The 19,934-nt window shown below is 70.2% G+C and carries 21 protein-coding genes, 2 tRNA genes and 1 pseudogene; 13 read left to right on the forward strand and 11 right to left on the reverse strand.

The window, feature by feature from the left end:
- The first annotated feature begins 6 nt into the window (after nt 1-6).
- Nucleotides 7-366 (forward strand): MmcQ/YjbR family DNA-binding protein, encoded by a 360-nt coding sequence (locus DIZ27_RS00090; RefSeq protein WP_181383317.1) that lies wholly within the window; start codon nt 7-9, stop codon nt 364-366.
- 24 nt (nt 367-390) lie between these two features.
- On the opposite strand, the gene DIZ27_RS00095 is transcribed toward DIZ27_RS00090, so the two are convergent.
- Nucleotides 391-1,290 (reverse strand): transketolase family protein, encoded by a 900-nt coding sequence (locus tag DIZ27_RS00095; protein ID WP_109376192.1) that lies wholly within the window; start codon nt 1,288-1,290, stop codon nt 391-393.
- Nucleotides 1,291-1,345: 55 nt separating this feature from the next.
- The gene (locus DIZ27_RS00100) at nt 1,346-2,053 is read right to left on the reverse strand and encodes a transketolase (RefSeq protein WP_109376193.1); all 708 of its coding nucleotides are present in this window, start codon (nt 2,051-2,053) and stop codon (nt 1,346-1,348) included.
- 132 nt (nt 2,054-2,185) lie between these two features.
- Between DIZ27_RS00100 and DIZ27_RS00105 the strand changes: the two genes are divergently transcribed.
- From DIZ27_RS00105 to DIZ27_RS00130, 6 genes are all read left to right on the forward strand, one after another.
- A tRNA-Pro gene (locus DIZ27_RS00105) sits at nt 2,186-2,262 on the forward strand.
- Nucleotides 2,263-2,403: 141 nt separating this feature from the next.
- Nucleotides 2,404-3,012 carry a GPP34 family phosphoprotein gene (locus DIZ27_RS00110; protein ID WP_109376194.1) on the forward strand — a complete coding sequence of 203 codons (609 nt, stop codon included), beginning with the start codon at nt 2,404-2,406 and terminating at the stop codon, nt 3,010-3,012.
- 247 nt (nt 3,013-3,259) lie between these two features.
- A complete protein-coding gene (locus DIZ27_RS00115; RefSeq protein ID WP_109376635.1) occupies nt 3,260-4,480 on the forward strand; it encodes an ABC transporter substrate-binding protein in 1,221 nt (406 codons plus the stop codon).
- Between the two features lie 55 nt (nt 4,481-4,535).
- The gene (locus DIZ27_RS00120) at nt 4,536-5,495 is read left to right on the forward strand and encodes a carbohydrate ABC transporter permease (protein WP_109376195.1); all 960 of its coding nucleotides are present in this window, start codon (nt 4,536-4,538) and stop codon (nt 5,493-5,495) included.
- Entirely contained in the window at nt 5,495-6,328 is an 834-nt protein-coding gene (locus DIZ27_RS00125; RefSeq protein ID WP_109376196.1) for a carbohydrate ABC transporter permease, read from the forward strand. Before DIZ27_RS00120 ends, DIZ27_RS00125 begins: the two co-directional genes overlap by 1 nt.
- A gap of 87 nt (nt 6,329-6,415) precedes the next feature.
- Nucleotides 6,416-7,606: an ABC transporter ATP-binding protein gene (locus DIZ27_RS00130; protein ID WP_109376197.1), complete on the forward strand. Its 1,191-nt coding sequence runs from the start codon at nt 6,416-6,418 to the stop codon at nt 7,604-7,606.
- 25 nt (nt 7,607-7,631) lie between these two features.
- Here DIZ27_RS00130 and DIZ27_RS00135 read toward each other — a convergent pair whose 3' ends face one another.
- The 3 genes from DIZ27_RS00135 to DIZ27_RS00145 form a co-directional block, all read right to left on the reverse strand.
- Nucleotides 7,632-8,168, reverse strand: coding sequence for an NUDIX hydrolase family protein (locus tag DIZ27_RS00135; RefSeq protein WP_109376198.1), 537 nt, complete (start codon nt 8,166-8,168; stop codon nt 7,632-7,634).
- Between the two features lie 119 nt (nt 8,169-8,287).
- Nucleotides 8,288-9,100: an SAM-dependent methyltransferase gene (locus DIZ27_RS00140; RefSeq protein ID WP_109376199.1), complete on the reverse strand. Its 813-nt coding sequence runs from the start codon at nt 9,098-9,100 to the stop codon at nt 8,288-8,290.
- Nucleotides 9,101-9,264: 164 nt separating this feature from the next.
- Nucleotides 9,265-9,747 (reverse strand): Dps family protein, encoded by a 483-nt coding sequence (locus tag DIZ27_RS00145; RefSeq protein WP_109376200.1) that lies wholly within the window; start codon nt 9,745-9,747, stop codon nt 9,265-9,267.
- Between the two features lie 179 nt (nt 9,748-9,926).
- On the opposite strand from DIZ27_RS00145, the gene DIZ27_RS00150 reads away from it, so the two are divergent.
- Nucleotides 9,927-10,721 carry a sulfite exporter TauE/SafE family protein gene (locus DIZ27_RS00150; RefSeq protein ID WP_109376201.1) on the forward strand — a complete coding sequence of 265 codons (795 nt, stop codon included), beginning with the start codon at nt 9,927-9,929 and terminating at the stop codon, nt 10,719-10,721.
- Nucleotides 10,722-10,794: 73 nt separating this feature from the next.
- Here DIZ27_RS00150 and DIZ27_RS00155 read toward each other — a convergent pair whose 3' ends face one another.
- A complete protein-coding gene (locus DIZ27_RS00155; RefSeq protein ID WP_109376202.1) occupies nt 10,795-12,195 on the reverse strand; it encodes a diacylglycerol kinase family protein in 1,401 nt (466 codons plus the stop codon).
- Nucleotides 12,196-12,342: 147 nt separating this feature from the next.
- Between DIZ27_RS00155 and DIZ27_RS00160 the strand changes: the two genes are divergently transcribed.
- Nucleotides 12,343-13,083 (forward strand): cobalt-precorrin-6A reductase, encoded by a 741-nt coding sequence (locus DIZ27_RS00160; RefSeq protein ID WP_109376203.1) that lies wholly within the window; start codon nt 12,343-12,345, stop codon nt 13,081-13,083.
- Nucleotides 13,084-13,103: 20 nt separating this feature from the next.
- On the opposite strand, the gene cobF is transcribed toward DIZ27_RS00160, so the two are convergent.
- Both cobF and DIZ27_RS00170 read right to left on the reverse strand, forming a co-directional pair.
- A complete protein-coding gene (cobF, locus tag DIZ27_RS00165) occupies nt 13,104-13,904 on the reverse strand; it encodes a precorrin-6A synthase (deacetylating) (protein WP_109376204.1) in 801 nt (266 codons plus the stop codon).
- A gap of 63 nt (nt 13,905-13,967) precedes the next feature.
- Complete coding sequence (locus DIZ27_RS00170) at nt 13,968-14,501, reverse strand: DUF309 domain-containing protein (protein WP_109376205.1); 534 nt, start codon at nt 14,499-14,501, stop codon at nt 13,968-13,970.
- A 99-nt stretch (nt 14,502-14,600) separates the two neighbouring features.
- On the opposite strand from DIZ27_RS00170, the gene DIZ27_RS00175 reads away from it, so the two are divergent.
- Nucleotides 14,601-14,674 (forward strand) — tRNA-Pro (locus DIZ27_RS00175).
- 100 nt (nt 14,675-14,774) lie between these two features.
- Here DIZ27_RS00175 and DIZ27_RS46690 read toward each other — a convergent pair.
- Both DIZ27_RS46690 and DIZ27_RS46695 read right to left on the reverse strand, forming a co-directional pair.
- Nucleotides 14,775-15,068, reverse strand: coding sequence for a tyrosine-type recombinase/integrase (locus DIZ27_RS46690; RefSeq protein ID WP_258308157.1), 294 nt, complete (start codon nt 15,066-15,068; stop codon nt 14,775-14,777).
- Between the two features lie 66 nt (nt 15,069-15,134).
- Nucleotides 15,135-15,455, reverse strand: a complete 321-nt coding sequence (locus tag DIZ27_RS46695; protein ID WP_258308158.1) for a hypothetical protein — start codon at nt 15,453-15,455, stop codon at nt 15,135-15,137.
- 187 nt (nt 15,456-15,642) lie between these two features.
- On the opposite strand from DIZ27_RS46695, the gene DIZ27_RS48630 reads away from it, so the two are divergent.
- A complete protein-coding gene (locus tag DIZ27_RS48630) occupies nt 15,643-16,119 on the forward strand; it encodes a transposase (RefSeq protein WP_375231917.1) in 477 nt (158 codons plus the stop codon).
- A pseudogene (locus DIZ27_RS48635) lies at nt 16,038-16,452 on the forward strand (transposase). The gene DIZ27_RS48630 and the pseudogene DIZ27_RS48635 overlap by 82 nt, the downstream one beginning before the upstream one ends.
- A gap of 463 nt (nt 16,453-16,915) precedes the next feature.
- Here DIZ27_RS48635 and DIZ27_RS46700 read toward each other — a convergent pair.
- Nucleotides 16,916-19,375: an FAD-binding protein gene (locus DIZ27_RS46700; protein ID WP_258308159.1), complete on the reverse strand. Its 2,460-nt coding sequence runs from the start codon at nt 19,373-19,375 to the stop codon at nt 16,916-16,918.
- Here DIZ27_RS46700 and DIZ27_RS00200 point away from each other — a divergent pair.
- Nucleotides 19,367-19,933 carry a nucleoside deaminase gene (locus tag DIZ27_RS00200; protein ID WP_109376206.1) on the forward strand — a complete coding sequence of 189 codons (567 nt, stop codon included), beginning with the start codon at nt 19,367-19,369 and terminating at the stop codon, nt 19,931-19,933. The genes DIZ27_RS46700 and DIZ27_RS00200 overlap by 9 nt on opposite strands.
- Nucleotide 19,934 lies beyond the last annotated feature (1 nt).

A 19,934-nucleotide genomic window follows, 5' to 3' on the forward strand; every position in this document is an offset into this window, starting at 1 on the left:
CCTGACATGCCGGATGCCGAAGACGTACGACGGATCGCCCTGTCCCTGCCGGACACCACGGAGAAGATCGCGTGGAGCATGCCCACGTTCCGGGTCGCGGGGAAGATGTTCGCCACCCTGCCCGAGGACGAGACGTCCATCGCCGTGCGCTGCCCCAAGGAGGAGCGCGACGAACTGGCCCTCGCCGAACCGGAGAAGTTCTGGATCGCGGACCACGAGGCGCAGTTCGCCTGGGTCAGGGCACGCCTCGCCGCCCTCGACGGCGAGGACGAGCTGCGTGACATCCTCGCCGACTCCTGGCGCCAGGCGGCCCCGCCCCGGCTGCTCGAGGCGTATCCCCGGCTGGGGCTGCCGTCCGTGGGCTGAACACCGGCGGGCGTTGCCATTCGTTCACCCCGAGACGAAGCCCGCGATCCGCTCCCGGAGCGAGGTGGCGTCGAGACCGTGCGCGGCGACGTGCTCCTCGAGCTGCCCGTACCGTCGCAGTTCCCGCCGCCCCACGCCCAGCCCCAGCACCCGGTGCGGTACGTCGGCCAAGGCGTCGTTCACCCGCGCCACCGACGTACCCGCCAGGTACGGCTCGACGAGGACGACGTCCGTCCCGGCGGTCCCGGTGGCCCGCCGCAGCGCGGCCGCGTCGAACGGCCGGACGGTGGCGGCGTACAGGACGGTGACGTCGAGCCCCTCCGTGGCCGCGAGGACGGCCTCCAGAACGGGCCCCACGGCGACCACCACCGCGGAGCGGCCCTCGCGGACGGTGCGGAAGCGCTCACCGTCCACCGGCAGCGGGTGCGCGTTGGACTGCAGGGACAGCCGCACGTACACCTTGTCGTCCCCGGCGGCCACCGCGTGCCGCAGCAGCGTCTCGGCCTCGTCCGGATGCCCCGGCACATGCACGGTCCAGCCGTCCAGGGTGTCCAGCAGCGCCACGTCACCGGGCGCCATGTGGGTGTAGCCGCCGGCCGGCCAGTCGAAGGACGCGGCGGCGCTCACCAGCACGGCACCCGCGCCCTGATGCCCGAGATCCAGCTTGACCTGCTCGAAGGGCCGCTCGACGAGGAAGCTGGCGAACGTGTGCACGACGGGCCGCAGGCCGGTGAGCGCCATCCCGGCGGCGGCCCCCACCAGGAGCTGCTCCCGGATGCCGACGTTGACGACCCGGTCCGGGTGCCGGCGCAGTGCCTCGGTGAAGCCGTCCTTGCCGATCTCGGCGAGAACCACCGCGACCCGGGGGTCCTCGTCGAGCAGCCGGGTGACGACAGGGGCGAAACGGTCACGCATGGTGTCCACGGAAGTCTGTCCTTTCCATACCGCATACCGAACTTGACTGAAAGAAGGGGAGGGTTCACGCGTACTTCGGCTCGACCCGGGCCACCACCACGTGCGGGCGGCCCGGATGCGGCGCGGTGAACGCGGCGTACAGCGCCTCGTGGTCACGACCGTCGACGGTGAGCGCGGACCAGCCGGCCGCCTCGAAACGCGCGACGATCCCGCCGGGCCGGGCGTGACTGGCGGAGGAGTTGTCGACGACTACGGTGTGCAGCCGTTCCAGACCGGCCGGACCGGCGAAGGCGATCGCCTCGTGGTTGCTGCCCTCGTCCAGTTCGGCGTCCCCGATCAGCGTCCACACCCTCGGTCCGTCCAGCCCCTGCGCGCGCAGCCCCAGCGCCGTCCCGACCGCGATCGGCAGCCCGTGCCCCAGCGAGCCACTGCCGATCTCGGCCCCCGGCACCAACACCCGGTCGGGGTGGTGGCCGAGCGGGGAGTCGTACGAGCCGAAGCCCGGCAGCCACTCCACCGGCAGGAAGCCCTTGGCGGCCAGCACGGCGTAGTACGCCATCGGCCCGTGCCCCTTCGACAGCAGGAACCTGTCACGGTCCTGGGCGTCCGTCCGTTCCGGCGAGACGCGCAGCACCCGGTCGTAGAGCACCCACAGCACGTCCAGCGTGGAGGTGGCGGCCGGCCCGTGCTTCTCGTCGCCGGTCATCAGGCCCATCAGCCCCGGCAGATCCGCGAACCCGTACGTACGTGTGTGTTCCTCGGTGATCGTCATACGGCGATCGTGCAACCTCAACCAAACTTCAGGTCAAGCCCCGCCGTGCAAACGGGTGCGCGATCACCGTCCCGAGTGCGGTATTGTTTCCGTGCACGTTGATCCCGGGGAATCCCCAGGTCAGACGGGCATCGGGACGTGGCGCAGCTTGGTAGCGCACTTGACTGGGGGTCAAGGGGTCGCAGGTTCAAATCCTGTCGTCCCGACCAGCTTGTAGCAGGTCGGAAGCCGCCTTCTCATGGATGGGAAGGCGGCTTTTCGTCGTCCCCCGATGTGGTGGTCGTACGATGTGTCGTCTGTGGGGTGTGCCGCCACCCCTTTGACGGGGAGCCACTGACAGGGAGTCGCTCATGACCACGGCACGGGACCTGATGATCGTCGCCCTCGACACCCCCTCCACCCCTCCGGTGGCGCAGGGTGAGCTGTCGCTCGCGCTCGCGGGAGCGGAGCTGATCGACCTCATGGACGCCGAGGCCGTCACCCTGGACGAGCACCGCGTGGTCCCCGGGCTGCCGCCCGCCGACGGTGAGGGACTGATGGGCGAGGCCGCCTCGTCACTCGTACGGCAGACGCCCTACGAATCCGTCGAGGACTGGTTGTGGCGCCGGGGCCGCGGTCTGGCCGCCGCCCATCTTGCCGCCCTGGAGTCGGAAGGGCTGGTCACCCGGCCGCACGCCCGCCGGATCTCCTTCCGGACGGATCCGCCGGTGCCGGCCGATTCGCCGGCCCGGAGCCGGGCGGCCGACCGCTGGGCGTCGCGTGAACCGGTGCTGGCCGGCCTCGCCGCCGCCGCGGGGATCGGGGAGCAGCCGGCCGAGGACCTGGTCGCCGAGCTCGCCGACGATCAGGTCGTGACCGTCCTGGCCACCGTCAACGACGCCGTCATGGAACTGGGGGCCGTACGGCAGCGGCGGGACATCGAGGACGCGGCCTTCGACAACGTCTGGCGAGCCGTCTGACGCGCTCCGCGGTCGATTCGCCCGTAGATGTCCTTGATGTCGCTCTGTGTGCTGCTTAATGTTCGCCGGGTAAGCACCGCCGCGGGGCCCGACGCCCGCGCCGCCGTCCCGGAAGCGAGGTGTGGAGCGCGTGCGCGCGATGTGCGGGGGCCGACCGGACCCGGGAAACCCCGGCGAGGGGCGACACCCCCGACACCCCCGACGAACGCGACGGCCGCGGCCGCGGGTGCTGGTCGCGCTGACGCTGATGGCGTCCACGCTCGCCGCCTGTGGCGGTGAACAGGAGGGTTCCGGCCCGACCACGCTCAACTGGTACAACTTCCCCGACGACTCCGGCGCCCTGCAGAAGGCCGCCGACCGGTGCGGTCGGGCATCGGGCGGCCGCTACCGGATCAGCTACAACAAGCTGCCACGAGGCGCCGACGGCCAGCGCCAGCAGATGGTGCGCCGGCTCGCCGCCCAGGACGACTCCCTCGACATCCTGGGCCTGGACGTGACCTGGCCCGCGGAGTTCGCCGAGGCCCGCTGGATCCGGGAGTGGACGGGCGAGACGAAACGGCGGGCCACCGAGGACACCCTGCGTGTCCCCCTGCGGACCGCCACCTGGAAGGGCAGGCTCTACGCCGTCCCGTACAACACCAACACCCAGCTCCTGTGGTACCGCGAGGACCTGGTGCCCACCCCGCCCACGACCTGGTCCGAGATGCTGACGATGTCCCGCGACCTGGCCCGGCAGGGCAAACCGCACTACGTGGAGATCCAGGGCGCCCAGTACGAGGGGCTGACCGTCTGGTTCAACACCCTGGTCAACAGCGCGGGCGGCTCCATCCTCAACCCGAGCGCCACCGCGCCGTCGCTCGGCGCGCCGGCCGTGCGGGCCGCCGCCCTCATGCGGGACTTCGCCCGCTCCCCGGCCGCGGATCCCTCCCTGCCCAACCAGATGGAGGACCAGAACCGTCTCGCCATGGAGTCGGGGGCGGCGGCGCTCGAGATCAACTACCCGTTCGTCTATCCGTCGATGAAGGCGAACAACCCGCAGCTGTTCAAGAGCTTCCGCTGGGCGCCCTACCCACGCATCGACGCCGCCCGCCCCGCCCGCCCCACCATCGGTGGCATCGACCTGGCCGTCAGCGCCTACTCCCGCCACCCCGACCTGGCCTTCGAGGCGGCCCTGTGCCTGCGCGACCACGAGAACCAGCTCACCGCCGCGCTCGAGGGCGGACTGCCACCCACTCTGCGCTCCCTGTACGACGAGCCGACGTTGATGAAGCAGTACCCCTTCTCCCAGGATGTGCTGGCCGCTCTGGAGTCGGCGAGCGTCCGGCCGGTCACTCCCGCCTACCAGAACGTGTCGATCGCCGTCTCCCACACACTGTCCCCGCCGTCCGCCGTCAAGCCGGAAAGCTCGGTCGAGACCATCAGGGAGCAGATCGACGATGCCCTGCGATCCGAGGGCGTGATCCCGTGAACCACCACCTGCCGCACCCCGCCGGTGCGCGGGCGTCCTTCCGGGGCGACACCGGATGAGCACGATGGCCGACCCGGCCGGTGCCCGGCCGCCCGACGGGACGACGCCGCCCCAGGGCGGGAAGGACAGGGCTGCCCTCTCGGCCGGTGCCAAGCAGGAACGGCGCCTCGGCTGGCTGCTGTGCGCACCGGCCGTCATCGTCATGACCGCCGTGACCGCCTACCCCATCGGATACGCCGTCTATCTGTCCCTCCAGCGCTACGACCTGCGCTTCCCGGCTCAGGCCGAGTTCGTCGGCCTGAGCAACTACGGGGCCGTGCTGTCCTCCCCGTTCTGGTGGGACGCGTTCTGGGTCACGCTGTTCATCACCGCCGTGTCCGTGGCCGTCGAACTCGTTCTCGGCATGGGGCTCGCCCTGGTGATGCACCGCACGGTCTTCTGGCGCGGCACGGTCCGCACCGCGGTCCTCGTCCCGTACGGCATCGTCACGGTGGTCGCCGCCTTCTCCTGGCAGTACGCCTGGACCCCCGAACTGGGCTATCTCGCCGGACTGCTGCCCAGCGGCGAGGCCCCGCTGACCGAACAGTGGCCCGCGCTGTGGCTGATCATCCTCGCCGAGGTGTGGAAGACCACCCCGTTCATGGCGCTGCTGCTGCTCGCCGGCCTGGCCCTGGTCCCCGAGGAGACTCTGAGGGCGGCCATGGTGGACGGCGCCACATCCTGGCAGCGGTTCACCAAGGTCATGGTGCCGCTGATGAAACCGGCCATCCTGGTGGCGCTGCTCTTCCGCACGCTGGACGCCTTCCGGATCTTCGACAACATCTACGTCCTGACCTCGGGCGCACACGGTACCGGCTCCCTGTCGATCCTCGGCTACGACAACCTGTTCACCGCGCTGAACCTGGGCATCGGGTCGGCGATCTCGGTCCTGATCTTCCTCTGCGTCGGGATCATCGCCTTCACCTTCGTCAAGCTGTTCGGCGCCGCCGCACCCGGCGCGGAGGTGAAGCGCTGATGGCCGCAGCGGGCAGGACGCACGCGACCCGCTGGGGCGTCGTCAACGTCGTCGTGGTGCTGTACGCCCTGTTTCCGGTGTGGTGGATCGCCGCGTTGTCGTTCAAGGACCCCGCCACCCTCTCCGACGGCTACTACATCCCCCGGGACTGGACCTGGGAGAACTACCGGGGCATCTTCGAGACCTCCCAGTTCACCCGGGCACTGATCAACTCGATCGGCATCGCGCTGATCGCCACGGTGATCGCGGTGGTCCTGGGCACCATGGCCGCCTACGCCGTGGCCCGGCTGCGGTTCCCCGGCAAGCAGCTGCTCATCGGAATGTCGCTGCTGATCGCCATGTTCCCGCCGATCTCCCTGGTCTCGCCGCTGTTCGAGATCGAGCGGGCCATCGGGATCTTCGACACCTGGATCGGGCTCATCATCCCGTACATGACCTTCTCGCTGCCGCTGGCGATCTACACCCTGTCGGCGTTCTTCCGGGAGATCCCGTGGGACCTGGAGAAGGCCGCCAAGGTGGACGGCGCCACGCCCGCGCAGGCGTTCCGGCTGGTCATCGTGCCGCTGGCCGCGCCGGGCGTGTTCACCACCGCCATCCTGGTGTTCATCTTCTGCTGGAACGACTTCCTGTTCGCGATCTCGCTGACCTCCACCGAGTCCGCGCGGACGGTGCCCGCCGCGATCGCGTTCTTCACCGGCAGCTCCCAGTTCCAGCAGCCCACCGGGTCGATCGCCGCCGCCGCCGTGGTGATCACCATCCCCATCATCGTCTTCGTCCTGTTCTTCCAGCGGCGGATCGTGGCCGGACTGACCTCCGGGGCGGTCAAGGGGTGACCGGACCGCACCCGGACCCGGCCGCCTGAAGGCCCGTCATAAATGTTTGTCACGAAGGCCCGTCACGAAGGCAAGGAGGCACCACCCATGGCCGAGATCGTCCTCGAGGGCGTCACCAAGCGTTTTCCCGACGGATCCGTCGCCGTGAAGGACGTGGACCTCGCCATCGCCGACGGCGAGTTCGTGATCCTGGTCGGCCCGTCCGGATGCGGCAAGTCCACCACCCTGAACATGATCGCCGGACTGGAGGACATCACCGAGGGCACCCTGCGCATCGGCGGCAAGGTCGTCAACGACCTCGCGCCCAAGGAGCGCGACGTCGCCATGGTGTTCCAGAGCTACGCCCTGTACCCGCACATGAGCGTGCGCGAGAACATGGGCTTCCCGCTGCGCCTGGCGAAGGTGGACAAGGCCGTCATCGCCGGCAAGGTCGAGGAGGCCGCGCGGGTCCTCGACCTGAGCGAGTTCCTGGACCGCAAGCCCGCCAACCTCTCCGGCGGCCAGCGTCAGCGGGTGGCGATGGGGCGGGCCATCGTCCGCGACCCCAAGGCGTTCCTGATGGACGAGCCGCTGTCCAACCTGGACGCCAAGCTGCGGGTGCAGATGCGCACCCAGATCTCCCGGCTGCAGCGCCGCCTGGGCACCACCACCGTCTACGTCACCCATGACCAGACCGAGGCGATGACCCTCGGCGACCGGGTCGTGGTCATGCGGCAGGGCGTGGTCCAGCAGATCGGCACGCCCGCGCAGCTCTACGACCTGCCGTGCAACCTCTTCGTCGCGGGCTTCATCGGATCCCCGGCGATGAACTTCGTCGGCGCCGCCCTGGAGGCGGGTGTGCTGCGCTCACCGCTGGGCGACCTGCCGCTCGACGACCGTACGCGCCAGGCGCTGGAACGGCGGAACGCGCCGCGCGACGTCATCGTCGGGCTGCGTCCCGAGGCCTTCGAGGACGCGGCCCTGGCCCGCGAGCCGGGCGGCCCCGTCCTCACGGCCACCGTGGACGTGCTGGAGTCGCTCGGTTCCGACGTGTACGTCTACTTCGGCGCCGAGGGCGGACCGGTGACGACCACCGAACTGGAGGAACTCGCCACCGACTCCGGCCTGCGCGACACCGGCGCGGGGGCCGCGCAGCAGATCGTGGCCCGGCTGAACGCCGCCACCCGCGCCCGTGAGGGAGCGCCCGTGGAACTCCGGGTCGACATGGGCAAGGCGCATGTCTTCGACCCCTCGACCGGGGCGAACCTCACCCACCCGGAGAGCACGGACGCCCCCTGACCCCGCTCGCGCCGTTCCCGCCGGGTCAGCCCACGCAGCCCGCGTGGGCCAGCGCCTGCTTCAGCAGCACCCCGTGCCCGCCCGGCATCTCGCTCTGCACGGCCTCCGACAGGGCCTCCTGCGGGCTGAACCACACCAGGTCGAGGGCGTCCTGCCGGGGCCGGCAGTCACCCGTCACCGGCACGATGTAGGCGAGGGACACCGCGTGCTGACGCGGGTCGTGGTACGGCGTGACGCCGTGTGTGGGGAAGTACTCCGCGACCGTGAACGGCTGGAGCGACGCCGGGATCCGGGGCAGCGCCACCGGGCCGAGGTCCTTCTCCAGGTGGCGCAGCAGTGCGTCGCGGACCCGCTCGTGGTGCAGCACCCGGCCGGAGACCAGCGTCCGGCTGACCGTGCCGTCGGGTCCTATGCGCAACAGCAGGCCGACGCTGGTGACTTCGCCGCTGTCGTCGACACGGACGGGGACGGCCTCGACGTACAGGATCGGCATGCGGGCCCGTGTCATCTCCAGTTCGTCGGAGGACAGCCAACCCGGCGTGGTTTCGGTCGTGTCAGACATCGCTTGATCATACTTTCAACGGTTCGGACTTACGGGGGTGCCGGCCGCTCCGCGGCGGTGTTTCCTCCTCAAGGGGCTCGGCCGGATCGGGTCGACGGTCGCGTCAGGGTGTCACGGCGTCAGGGTTTCACGGCCACCGCGCCGTACTGCGGTACGACGACCGCGGCGTCCGCCCCGGCACGCCACCGCGAGCAGGACACCAGGCCGGGCTCGACCAGGTTCAGCCCCTCGAAGAACGCGGCGATGTCCTCGGCACTGCGGGCGGTGATCGGGGGAGTGGCGTTCTCGTTCCAGAACTCCATCGCGGGGACCTGGTTCTCGCCGCCCACCTCGGCGTCGGAGGTGGGGTGGGTGAGCACGAGGAAACTGCCGGAGGGGACGGCTGCCACGATCCGCCGTGCGATCTCACGGGCCTCGCCGGTGTCGAGGACGAAGTTGAGGATGCCCAGCATCATCACCGCGACCGGACGGTCGAAGTCGAGTGTGGCGGCGGCCCGTTCGAGGATGGCGTCCGGGTCGCGCACATCGGCGTCGAGGTAGGCGGTCGCGCCGTCGTGGCCGCCGGTGAGCAGGGCCCGGGCGTGGACCAGCACGGTCGGGTCGTTGTCGACGTAGACGATCCGGGAGTCCGGAGCGATCCGCTGCGCGATCTCGTGGGTGTTGTCCGCGGTCGGCAGCCCGGTGCCGACGTCGAGGAACTGCCGCACCCCGCGCTCACCGGCCAGATACGTGACGGCCCGGCCCAGGAACTCCCGGTCCGCGCGGGCGATGTCCCGGATGACCGGGATGATCGAGGCGACCTGGTCGCCGACCCGTCGGTCGACCTCGTAGTTGTCCTCGCCGCCGATCCAGTGGTTCCACACGCGCGCGTTGTGCGCGACAGAGGTGTCCAGCCGCGCCGGGACCCTCGGCGGGGTGTGGCTCTCACCCACGTCTCTCGCCCTCTCTCGCTCCTCCGGCCGGACCCGGCCGTCGCGGTCATTGTGCCGCGCGGTGATCACCCTGTCCCGGGAATGGGAGAGCGGGACAGGGGAGTGGGAGCGAGAGAGGGCGGGGGAGCCAGCAGCAGGGGCGCCGGGGGCGCCGCGTGCGTCCGTCAGGAGCCGAAGGGGGTGTTCTCCGCCTCGAACATCCAGCGCAGTTTCTCCAGTTCGGCGGTGACGGAGATCAGCAGGTCCTGGGTGACCGGGTCCGCCTTCTCGGTGGCGTCGACGCGCTCGCGCAGCCGCACGATCGCGGTCCCCAGCGCCTCCGTCATGACCCGCACGGCGTCCTCGTCCCGCAGCCAGCCCTCTTCGGGGACGGGCAGTGAGAAGACCTTGGCGACGGTCTCCGGACGGCCGTCCGGCGGCACGCCGAGCGTCGCGGAGCGCTCCGCGACCGTGTCGGCGCCGGTGCGCGCGGCCGAGACCACCTCGTCCAGCTGGAGGTGGACCGAACGGAACCGCGGACCCACGACGTTCCAGTGCGCCTGCTTGCCGATCAGGGAGAGGCCGAGGAGATCCACCAGGGTGCTCTGGAGCGCCTCGCAGGCGATTCGGCGGTCCTCGTCGGGCAGCGTGCTCCGCACAACGGTCATGGGGTGGGAGGCTCCTTCCTTGTCCTTGTCCTTCTCGTCCGTCCCGCAGGTGCCCCGGGAACTCCGGCACAAACACGACGACCTCCGCGGTGCGCGCGGTTCGGCGGACGGGGTGGCAGGGCCATCAGGCGAGACGATGCTGACCGCGATCACCAGGGGACATAGCATCGGTCCCCGCAATGAACACGATGACACTCTGGGACCTCAACGGCTGGCAATTCGCCGCCCTCGCCTTCGCGGCCCTGCTCGTGGGCTTCTCCAAGACCGCCGTGAGCGGGGCCAACACGGTCAGCCTCGCCATCTTCGCGGCGATGCTGCCCGCCCGCGCCTCCACCGGCGTACTGCTGCCCATCCTGATCGCCGGGGACGTGCTCGCCGTCCTCACCTACCGGCGGCACGCCCACTGGCCCACGCTGTGGCGGCTGTTCCCGGCGGTTGCCGCGGGCGTCGTGGTCGGCACCGTCTTCCTGATGTGGGCGGACGACGAGGCCGTCCGGACGTCGATCGGGGCGATCCTGCTGCTGATGGCCGGGGTGACGGTGTGGCGGCGACGAGCCGCGGAGAGAGCCGCGAAGGGGGACGGCGCCGGGAACGAACCCGACGCGGTCACCTCCCGGGCCGGCAAGCTCAAGGCGCGCTCGTACGGCGTCCTCGGCGGTTTCACCACCATGGTCGCCAACGCGGGCGGGCCGGTGATGTCCCTGTACCTGCTCTCCGCGGGCTTCCGGAAGCTGGGCTTCCTGGGGACGTCGGCCTTCTTCTTCCTGATCGTCAACACGTCCAAGGTGCCGTTCAGTGTGGGCCTCGGACTGATCAACGCGGAATCGCTGCTGCTCGACGCGGCGCTCGTCCTGTTCGTCGTGCCCGGCGCGTTCCTCGGCAAATGGGCCGTGAGCCGGATCAACCAGTTGCTCTTCGAGCGGCTGGTGATCGCGGCGACGGTGGTGGGCGGCGTGCAACTGCTGCTGCACTGAGCCGGGAGCCGGGAGCCGGGAGCCGGGAGCCGGGAGCCGGGAGCCGGGAGCCGGGGTGCGGCGGGCGCCGGACCTACCGCGAGCCGAGAAAGGGCTCCCTGCCCTCCGTCTGCGGGAAGTCCCCGTGCCGGAACCGGCTGGGGGCCGCCGTGCGCCCGACCGTCGCCGCCAGTTTGCGCAGCCGCCGCCAGTCCAGGCGCGGTGGCACCGGCGCGACGCCGGGCCGCTTGCGGGGGACGCGGACCCGGAGCGCGCCGGGTGCGATGCGGCAGCGGACGGGCGCCGGCAGCACCAGGGCCTCCCCGTCGACCCCGGCTTCTACCTCCGCGCGGTCCCCCTCGATGACCACCTCGGAGGCGGTCATGATGGTGAGCCCGCTCGGCGCGGGGTCCAGCAGCAGCGCGGCGGCGTCCACCGCGCCCTCCACCTTGACGCCGAGGACACCGAGTACGCCCGAATCGAGCCGATCCCGCCGGCCCAGGCCGAAGGGATCGTCGGTGCGGTAGGGGTTGTTGCTGACCAGCACCGCCTGCGGGGCGTCGAGCGTCGTGTCGCCGACGCGGACGACCAGCCGGGGACCCTGCTGCCCGGTGAGCAGGTCGGGCAGCAGCTCCAGACTGGTGCCGATCTTGTCGTCCCGGTAGGCCGGGCTCTGCACGATCGACGCGTACGCGCCGAAGGACGCGTTGTTCACGAAGGGCTGGTCACCGGCGAAACCGAGATCGACGCGCAGCTCCACCCCGTCGGTGAGCGCGTCCAGGCAGGCGGCAGGATCACCGCGGTCCAGACCCAGGTCCAGGGCGAAGTGGTTGCGCGTTCCGGCGCTGATGACCAGGAACGGGATGCCGTGCTCGGCTGCCACGGCCGCGACCAGCGCCTGCGTGCCGTCACCCCCGGCGGCACCCAGCAGATCGGCGCCGTCCGCGACGGCCTCCCGGGCCAGAGCGGTCACGTCGTTCTGCACCTCCGGATCGAGCAGGACGACCCGGGCACCCAGGCGTTCCGCCTTCTCCCGCAGGCCGAACCGACCCACCTTGCCGCCGCCCGAACGGGGATTCATGATGAGCACCGGCCGCCGCGGCGGCGGTGTCCGCCGCTCCCCCTGCCGGTCCCGCAGCCGCTCGCTGCCCGTCCCCCGCAGCGCGTACCGGCCGCTCCACACGGCCAGCCCCCACAGGACCAGTGACAGCGGCAGCGCCCAGAACAGGGTGACGGCGAACAGCGCGACGACAGCCGCGGGCACACACAGCACCACCAGCCCGGCAACCCAGCGCAGCGGGCCCCGCAGGGTCAGCGTCCACCACAGGGCCGCGGCGCTCACGGCGAGGCCGGCCACGCCGCAGAGCAGCAGCGCCAGTCCCCGCAGACCTCCGTAGAGGAGCGGGAACAGCACCGCGAGCGTGGCCGCGGCCAGCGCCACCCGCGCGGACCACCGCTGGACCCGGTAGGCCCGCCTGCTCAAGTCCACGGCCATGACTCCTCCAGTCGCCGGCGTCATCGTAGGACGTAAGGGGGCACGGGTGTTGCCGACATCCACGGGCCTGCCCCTCGGGCGCCCCTCCGACGCCCCCATCAGGTCCCGGCCCGTCCCCTCCGGCGCCGGACTCGTACGCTCGGCGTCATGTCCGCACACGTCCTGGTCCTCGGCGGTACCACCGAGGCACGCGAACTCGCCGCTGAGCTGACCGCCCGCCCCGGAGTACGGGTGACCACTTCGCTCGCCGGACGGGTGGCACGGCCCGCAGCGGTCGCGGGCGGGATGCGCGTCGGAGGCTTCGGCGGGGAGCGAGGGCTGGCCGACTGGCTCCGCGACCAGGGCGTGACGGCCCTGGTCGACGCCACGCACCCGTTCGCCGAGCGGATCACGGCGAACGCGGCACGGGCCGCGACCGCGACCGGCGTGCCCCTGGTCGTACTGCGCCGCCCCGGCTGGCAGCCCGGACCGGACGACCGCTGGCACCCGGTCCCCTCCCTGGACGCCGCCGCCGAACTACTGCCCGGGCTCGGACAGAGAGTCTTCCTCACCACCGGCCGCCTGGGCCTCGCCGCCTTCGCCCGGCTGACCCGGCTCCACTTCACCGTCCGGTCGGTGGAGCCCCCCGAGCCGCCCGTGCCGCCGCACACGTGCGTCCTGCTGGACCGCGGGCCGTTCACCGTGGCCGACGAGACGGCCCTGCTGCGCGAGCACCGCATCGACGTACTGGTGACCAAGGACAGCGGGGGAGCGGCGACGTCCGCCAAACTCACGGCGGCCCGCGAACTCGGCCTGCCGGTCGTGGTCGTACGCCGTCCACCGCTGCCGGAGGGCGTCAGCCCGGTGCCCGACGTGACGAGCGCCCTGGAACGCCTGGGACCCCTCTGACGCGACGGGCCGCGGACGGCTCAGCCGTCCCCGGGATTACGCCGCAGCAGATACGTGTCCATGATCCAGCCCTTGCGCTCGCGGGCCTCGGCGCGCAGCCGCTCGATCCGGGGAGCGGCCTCGGCGAGCGGTCCGGAGACGAGGATCTCGTCCGGGGTGCCTATGTAGGCGCCCCAGTAGATGTCGATGTTTTGACCGTCCTGACCGTCCTGACCGTCCTGGTCGGCGTACTGCCGGAAGGTCTGGTGGGCGTCCAGCATCACGACGACGTCGTCCACCCCCTCGGGGAAGCCCTCCGCGAGCCGTCGGCCCGTGGTGATCTGGACCGGGCGGGCGACCCGGTTGAGCCCCGTGCGGTGCCGGGCGACGAGCGCCGAGACACTGCTGATCCCCGGCACCACGTCGTACTCGAAGGCGACCACGCCCCGCGCCAGCACCTCCTCGAGGATGCCCAGTGTGCTGTCGTACAGCGACGGGTCCCCCCACACCAGGAACGCGCCCACCTCGCCCTCGCCCAACTCCTCGGCGATCAGCCGCTCGTAGATGTCCGCGCGGGCGCTGCGCCAGTCACCGACGGCGGGGGAGTAGGCCGCGCCGCCGGCGCTCCGGTCCCGCTCCGGGTCGCGCGCCTCGACGACGCGGTACGTCCGCTCCGGCAGGTGTGCGTCGAGCATGTCCCGGCGGAGCCCGGTCAGGTCCGCCTTCACCTCGCCCTTGTCGAGGATGAAGAACACGTCCGTCCCGCGCAGCGCCTTGACCGCCTGCAAGGTCAACTGGTCGGGATCGCCAGCGCCGATACCGATGACATGGATTTTTCGCACGCCCCGAGTCTGCCGTACGCCGCTGACAGCGCACGCACCGCACCCCGGCCGGTACCCGCCCCGCTACGCGGGCTTCCGCAACCGCGGCGCCCGCGCCCCCGCGTCCACCGGAGCGCCGTCCCCCCGCTCCACCTCCGCCGCCAGCTCCCGGGCCCAGGCGACGACACCGTCGAGGTCGATCCCGTGCGGACGCGCGGACCCGGCACCCGCGGCCCACTCCTCCGCCGCGCCCGCCCCGCGCCGCAACAGCCGGGCCCCGCCGGTGACGTTCCCGCGTGCCGCGTGGGTGAGCCCCACGGCGAGCTGGGCCAGCCCCCGCCACAGCTCCCGCTCCTCCTCGGGCCCCGACTTCCAGGCGTCCTCGAACACCTCGTGCGCGTGGAACGGCTTCCCCTCGTCCAGCAGCCGCTGTGCCTCGGCGACGCTCTCCTCCGGCGGCCGGACGACCCCCTCGGGCTGCCGGGGCACCCCCTCCGCGCCGTACGGCAGCGGCCGCCCCAGCCCGTCCCGCGGCCGGGCGTTGCGCGCCCGCCCCTCACCGTCCCGGTCCCGCACGACGGCCGTCCGGTCCGGGGATGTCCTGTCCGTGCTGTCCATACGCCGATTGTCCCCCGTCCGACCTGGCTTCGGCGCCGGGCGCGGTGTGCGGTAAAGTGCTGTCCACGTGATCACGCGCTTCACCGCACGTGACCGCACCGGGACGTGGCGCAGCTTGGTAGCGCACTTGACTGGGGGTCAAGGGGTCGCAGGTTCAAATCCTGTCGTCCCGACTTGTGAGAGTCGCAGATCAGGGCCGGTTTCGGAGGTTTCCGAAACCGGCCCTTGATCATTGTTTGGGGACCAGTTGGGGACCGGCGTCCTTGCCTCAGATCAGCGGGTCGCGACGAGCGGTTTCGGCAGCGAGCGCGGTGCGCGCAGCACGCTGAGGTGGGCGGAGAGCGCCGCCCCGGCGGCGGTGATCTTGTGTACGTCCGGGTGCAGGTAGCGCTGGGTGGTGGTCAGTGATCCGTGGCCGTCGATCCTGCGTAGGACGTGTACTTGGACTCCGGCGTCGGCGAACCAGGTCAGTCCGGTGTGCCGGAGGTCGTGACGGCGCAGGTGCTCGTAGCCGAGCTTGGTGACCACGTCTCCCCAGCCGCGGTACTGGTCGTGGGAGGCGGCCACGAGCGCGTCGGCCAGCGCGATGAGAGTCTCCCAGTCGGGCAGGGCGAGCGCGCGTGGGTCGAGGAGTTAGTCCTCGGCCTGCTTGTAGAGTTCCTGCCAACCGATCACCCGGGCTGAGTTGACCTTGATGATGCCGTCACGGACTGCTTGCTCCATGAGGCGGACCAGGACGGCAATGGTGTTCTTCACCGTGGAGCGGCTGTGCTCGTCGGCGAACCAGTTCTGCACAGTGCGGTCGACGACGCCATTGGCGATCATCCGTGCCGCGAGGTGGCCCAGGGCGGGGACAACACGCATCCGCCACCCCGAGAGGTAGGCCTCCAGCGTTTTCAACTCCAGGCCGCGCAGGGCGAGGTCCATGTTCGCTTCGCCGTATGGCGAGGTCACTGGTCGAATACCAGGCGTTGGTCAGGAGGGGCGCTTGGTTATCGGGTGAGACGACGTGATGGCGGGGAGCTGCAGGGTACGCTGCGGCCTCCTTCTCGTGATGTGGTTCGGCGTTGGCAATGGTTGCTATCCGCTCATTGGGCAAGTGCGGCTGTTCTCCGGGGAGTACGGAACACTGGACGGATCTGTGGAAGAGTCCAGAGACCGACGACGCAGTTCGCGAACGGAGATCGCGAAGCCGCTGATCCCGCTGTCCAGGGTGCGGCCACAGGGCGGCGGGACGCAGGACACGCCCGATGAGACGCTGTTCGCCGCGATCATCTACGTCCTGGTCAGCGGCTGCGCCTGGCGGGCCCTGCCACCGTGCTTCGGCATCTCGAAGTCGACGGCTCATCGCCGGTTCCTGATCTGGTCGCGGGCCGGCGTGTGGGGCCGGCTGCACGAGGAGATCCTGCACCGCCTGGACGACGCCGGACTGCTCGACCTGTCCCGGGCCGTCCTCGACTCCGCCCACGTCAGGGTTGAAAAGGGGGCGAACTCACTGGCCCGAGCCCCGTGGACCGGGGCAGGTCGGGTTCCAAGATGCACGTCCTGTCGGACGCGGACGGACTGCCCTTCCTCGTCGGCCTCTCGGCCGCCAACACCCACGACGGCCAAGCGCTGAAACCCATGATCGCCGGTCACCGGACGAGACACGACCCCCACCGCGGCCGGTACTTCAAGCCCCAACGCCTGCATGCCGACAAGGCGTACGACGTCCCCTCTGCGGAAAGGGCTGCGCGGCAAGCGGATCGGCGTGCGCATCGCCCGCAAGGGCGGCGAGTCCAGCGAACGGTTGGGGCGGCGCAGATGGGTCATCGAACGCACGATGTCCTGGCTGACCGGCTACCGCCGGCTCAACCACCGCTACGAACGCCGCCCCCGCAACTACCTGGCCTTTCTCGGCCTGGCCGCCGCGTTGTGCTGCTACAAGCGACTCGTCCGACTCACCACATAGGACACGGTCTTAGAGCCAGGGCAGGAAGAAGTGAGGGCCCATGAATAGGCCCCCTACCTGGGGTTCCTCCGCCAGGAGGGGGCTTTTCATCGGCCGAGGGCTGTCTCTGGGCCGTCAGGTGCGGGACGGGCCGGACCGGTCCGTACCGAAAACGGCGGCCACGCCTGCGGGTGTGCCCCTGACTCGACGGCATGAGGCTCCGCAGGGCGTGCATCCGGTGACAACGCCCCGGATTGCTCATGGTCCGGACGGGCCCCAGAAAGCCGCCGCTTCCCGATCTGAGGGCTTCGGGGAAGCGATCAACTCCGATTCGTTCCCACGGACCGGCCGGCACGGTCTGCTCTGGACGATGGCACTGCATCGTGGTCGAGGTCGGTGCGGGTGCAGCGTGTGCCCTTCGCGTGCCCGATGGAAAGGGAAGCGGCGGGGAACAACGGGGAACTCGAGAGGGCGCCAGACCGTCTCAGGCAGAAAGGTAGGAGAAGAGGAGACTCTGCGGGTCGTACTCCGCCCGCAAGGATTGCAGGCGATCCCAATCGGCAGCTGTGAACGATCGCCTGGCACGGGACGGGTCGGCGGTCAGGTCCGCTTCGGCGATGTAATGACCGGTTCCGAACGGCTCCACCACGTGCATGGCGTCGCGTAGCCAGTGCACGTTGACGTCATCCTGCGCGGGATCGGCCCAGACGGCGTAGGGCACGACGTAGCTCTCTCCGAGCACGGAGAACGCCATGTTCCGCAGCAACTCGTCCTCCTGCGAGACCGGTGAGACGGGCGCCAGCACGAAGGACTCACCGGAAGGGGCTTTGGCGACCGCGTCGCCCAGCTTCGCCAGGAGCACAGCGTAGTCCTCGTGCGACCACAGCGTGTCGGCCGCGTAACGGTGCTTGTCGGGCCACAGGTCCATTGAGGCGTCATAGAGAACGGCAAGGGATGTCGGCTCATCGAGTCGCCGGGACAGCGGTCGTTCGGAGAGAGGGCAGCTCCGCAGCGGATGCAGGGCGCCGACGGCTTCAGTGTGCGAGTTCGCGAACGCGGTGGCGGTGACGACGACCACCTTGGGCCACGGCCCATCCGTCACGCCTGATGCGTCCCCGCCGGCCAGCAGGAAGGACAGTTCCACGTTCGCAGGCAGTTCACGCGCCGTCTCGGTGGCCCAGTCGGCTACGGGGCCGACTGCCGCAAGGGGAAAGACGTAGGAGGTTGTGGCGAGTGCGGTCGGGCGCGGCTGCAGACGGAGACGGAAGCTGGTGACGACGGCGAAGAAGCCGGGTCCGGCCCCCCGTGCTGCCCAGAACAGGCCGGGATGCTCTTCTTCGGTGCACCTGAGCACTTCACCGTCGGCTGTCACAGCGGTGATCTCCAGTACGCTCGCGCAGCCCACTCCCCACAGACCGGAGTTCCAGCCGAGGCCGCCGCTGAGGAGGTAACCGCCCAGAGCGACGGAGGGGCAGTGGCCTGCCGGGAAGGCGAGATCGCGCCGGGCGAGCTCCCTCGCGAATCTGCTGCCGATGACACCTGGCTGCACGGTCGCCGTCGCCGAGTCGGCATCGATCTTCCACTGATTGAGCCCCGAGAGGTCGAGGAGTATGCCTCCGTCCCGCAGCGGTGAACCGCACCAGCTGTGTCCGCCTGCGCGTACGGCAAGTCGCAGTCCGCGGGACACGGCCAGCTTCAGGACTTCCTGAACGTCCCGCTCGCAGGTGGCTCGGACGATCACATCGGGGTACCGGTCCGGCTTGAGTTCGTTCCACAGTGCGCGCGCCCGGGCGGTCTCGTAGCCCGCGTCGCCCCTGCGGAGGAGCGCGCCCTCGATCCGTGAGCGCCAACTGTGTTCGCTCATGACGACCTCCTCGTCGTGAGCATCTCCCGGGGCCGGCTGTCGGCCGGTGGTCAGGCCGAAGATCACGACGAACGCCAGCCAGCAGATCGCCACCACTGCGGCACCTGCCACGTCAATGCGGAGGGATCGCGCCTGGCCGGGCATCAGCCAGAAGGCGAGGGCTCTGTTCACCAACGGCATCAGCAGCCATGTCAGGATGCACACGCTCAACACGTTCGAGATGAACAAGGCGAGATATCCGGGCAGGCCAAGAGCGGCAAGCCGGGGACTCACCACGAGGTTGAGGATCTCGACGGTGGGATAGAGGGCCAGCACCACGGACATGGCCTGCTTCCAGTTGGGCGGAGCACCCTCTTCCGTACCCTGCTCGAAGCGGAACCAGCTGCCGAACGCGGATCCGACCTTGCGCACGTCGTAGGACACGAAGGCGCCTCGCCCTTCGTCGAGGAGCTTTCGACGAGTGGTGGATTCGGGCCACTTGTCCAGATGGTGACGGGTGTCGAAACGGAAGGCGGCGACCCACTTGTCCTGGACCCCCTTCACGGGTCGGAACAACTCCGAGCCCATGAAGCCCGGGAACTTCCGTTGAGCCGACAGGATCTTTTCCTGCCAGCTCACAAATGCCCGCTCCTGGTCAGGCCGCACGTCGTGCGAGACCACCGCGGTGACGGCGTCACGGACCGGCGTGCCGCCCGCGAGGACTTCCTGCGTGGGGGCCTCCTCGAACAGGTCGCGTCCCTGTTCGAGGAGTTCGCGACGCGTATCGGAGCCCATCCACGCGGTCAGCTGATCCAGATGGGAGAAGCGGAAGACAACGACCCACTCGTTTCCCTCGGCGGAGGGCGGAGGGTACTGCTCCGTGCCCTCGAACCCGTCGAATTCGCCTGCGACCTCGTTGGTTCGATCCTGCCAGCGCCGGTACTCGTCTTCACGTCCCGGACGGACCTTCTGTGAGATCACGACGGTCGCGCTGTCGTCGTGGGAGCCAGGAGTTGCACGAGGACTCACGCCTCCTAGCGTAGATAAAACCCTCATATGCCGCAAAAGTAACGTGGGATCGGAGGCGCCGAGATGGGACACAGGGAGTACCTGGCCGAAGCGGCGCAATTGGCCACCGAATCGGTAGAGAGCGGCTGGGGAGGCCCTTTCGGCGCGGTGATCACCCAGGATGGTGAGGTGATCGCCCGCGGTCAGAACCGCGTGCTGCTCACGGCCGACCCAACCGCGCATGGCGAGGTAGAAGCCATACGCAAGGCCATTCAGTACCTGAACCCGGATGCTCCCACGGTCTCGGAAGAGCACCAGAACGAGTACACACTGGAGTTGGTGCCCCGTCCCGACGGGTCCCCGGACATCTTGCCGGAGCGTGCCCGCATGCTCCAGGGATGCTCGATCTACACCAGCGGCGCGCCCTGTCCCATGTGCATGAGCGCTATCTACTGGGCACGAATCGAAGCCGTCTACTACAGCTGTGACTGGAAAGCCACCGAGGAGATCGGGTTCAGCGACGACTTCCAGTACGAGGACTTCCAGCGACCTCCGGACCAGCGGAGCATCAGTCTCAAGCAGATGTACCCCGAGCTGGGCGCCCAGGCCTACCAGGCGTGGCGGGACAAGCCGAACCACCATCCGTACTGAC

This window comes from Streptomyces sp. NWU339, assembly GCF_003143855.1.
In the GTDB taxonomy this organism is placed as follows: domain Bacteria; phylum Actinomycetota; class Actinomycetes; order Streptomycetales; family Streptomycetaceae; genus Streptomyces.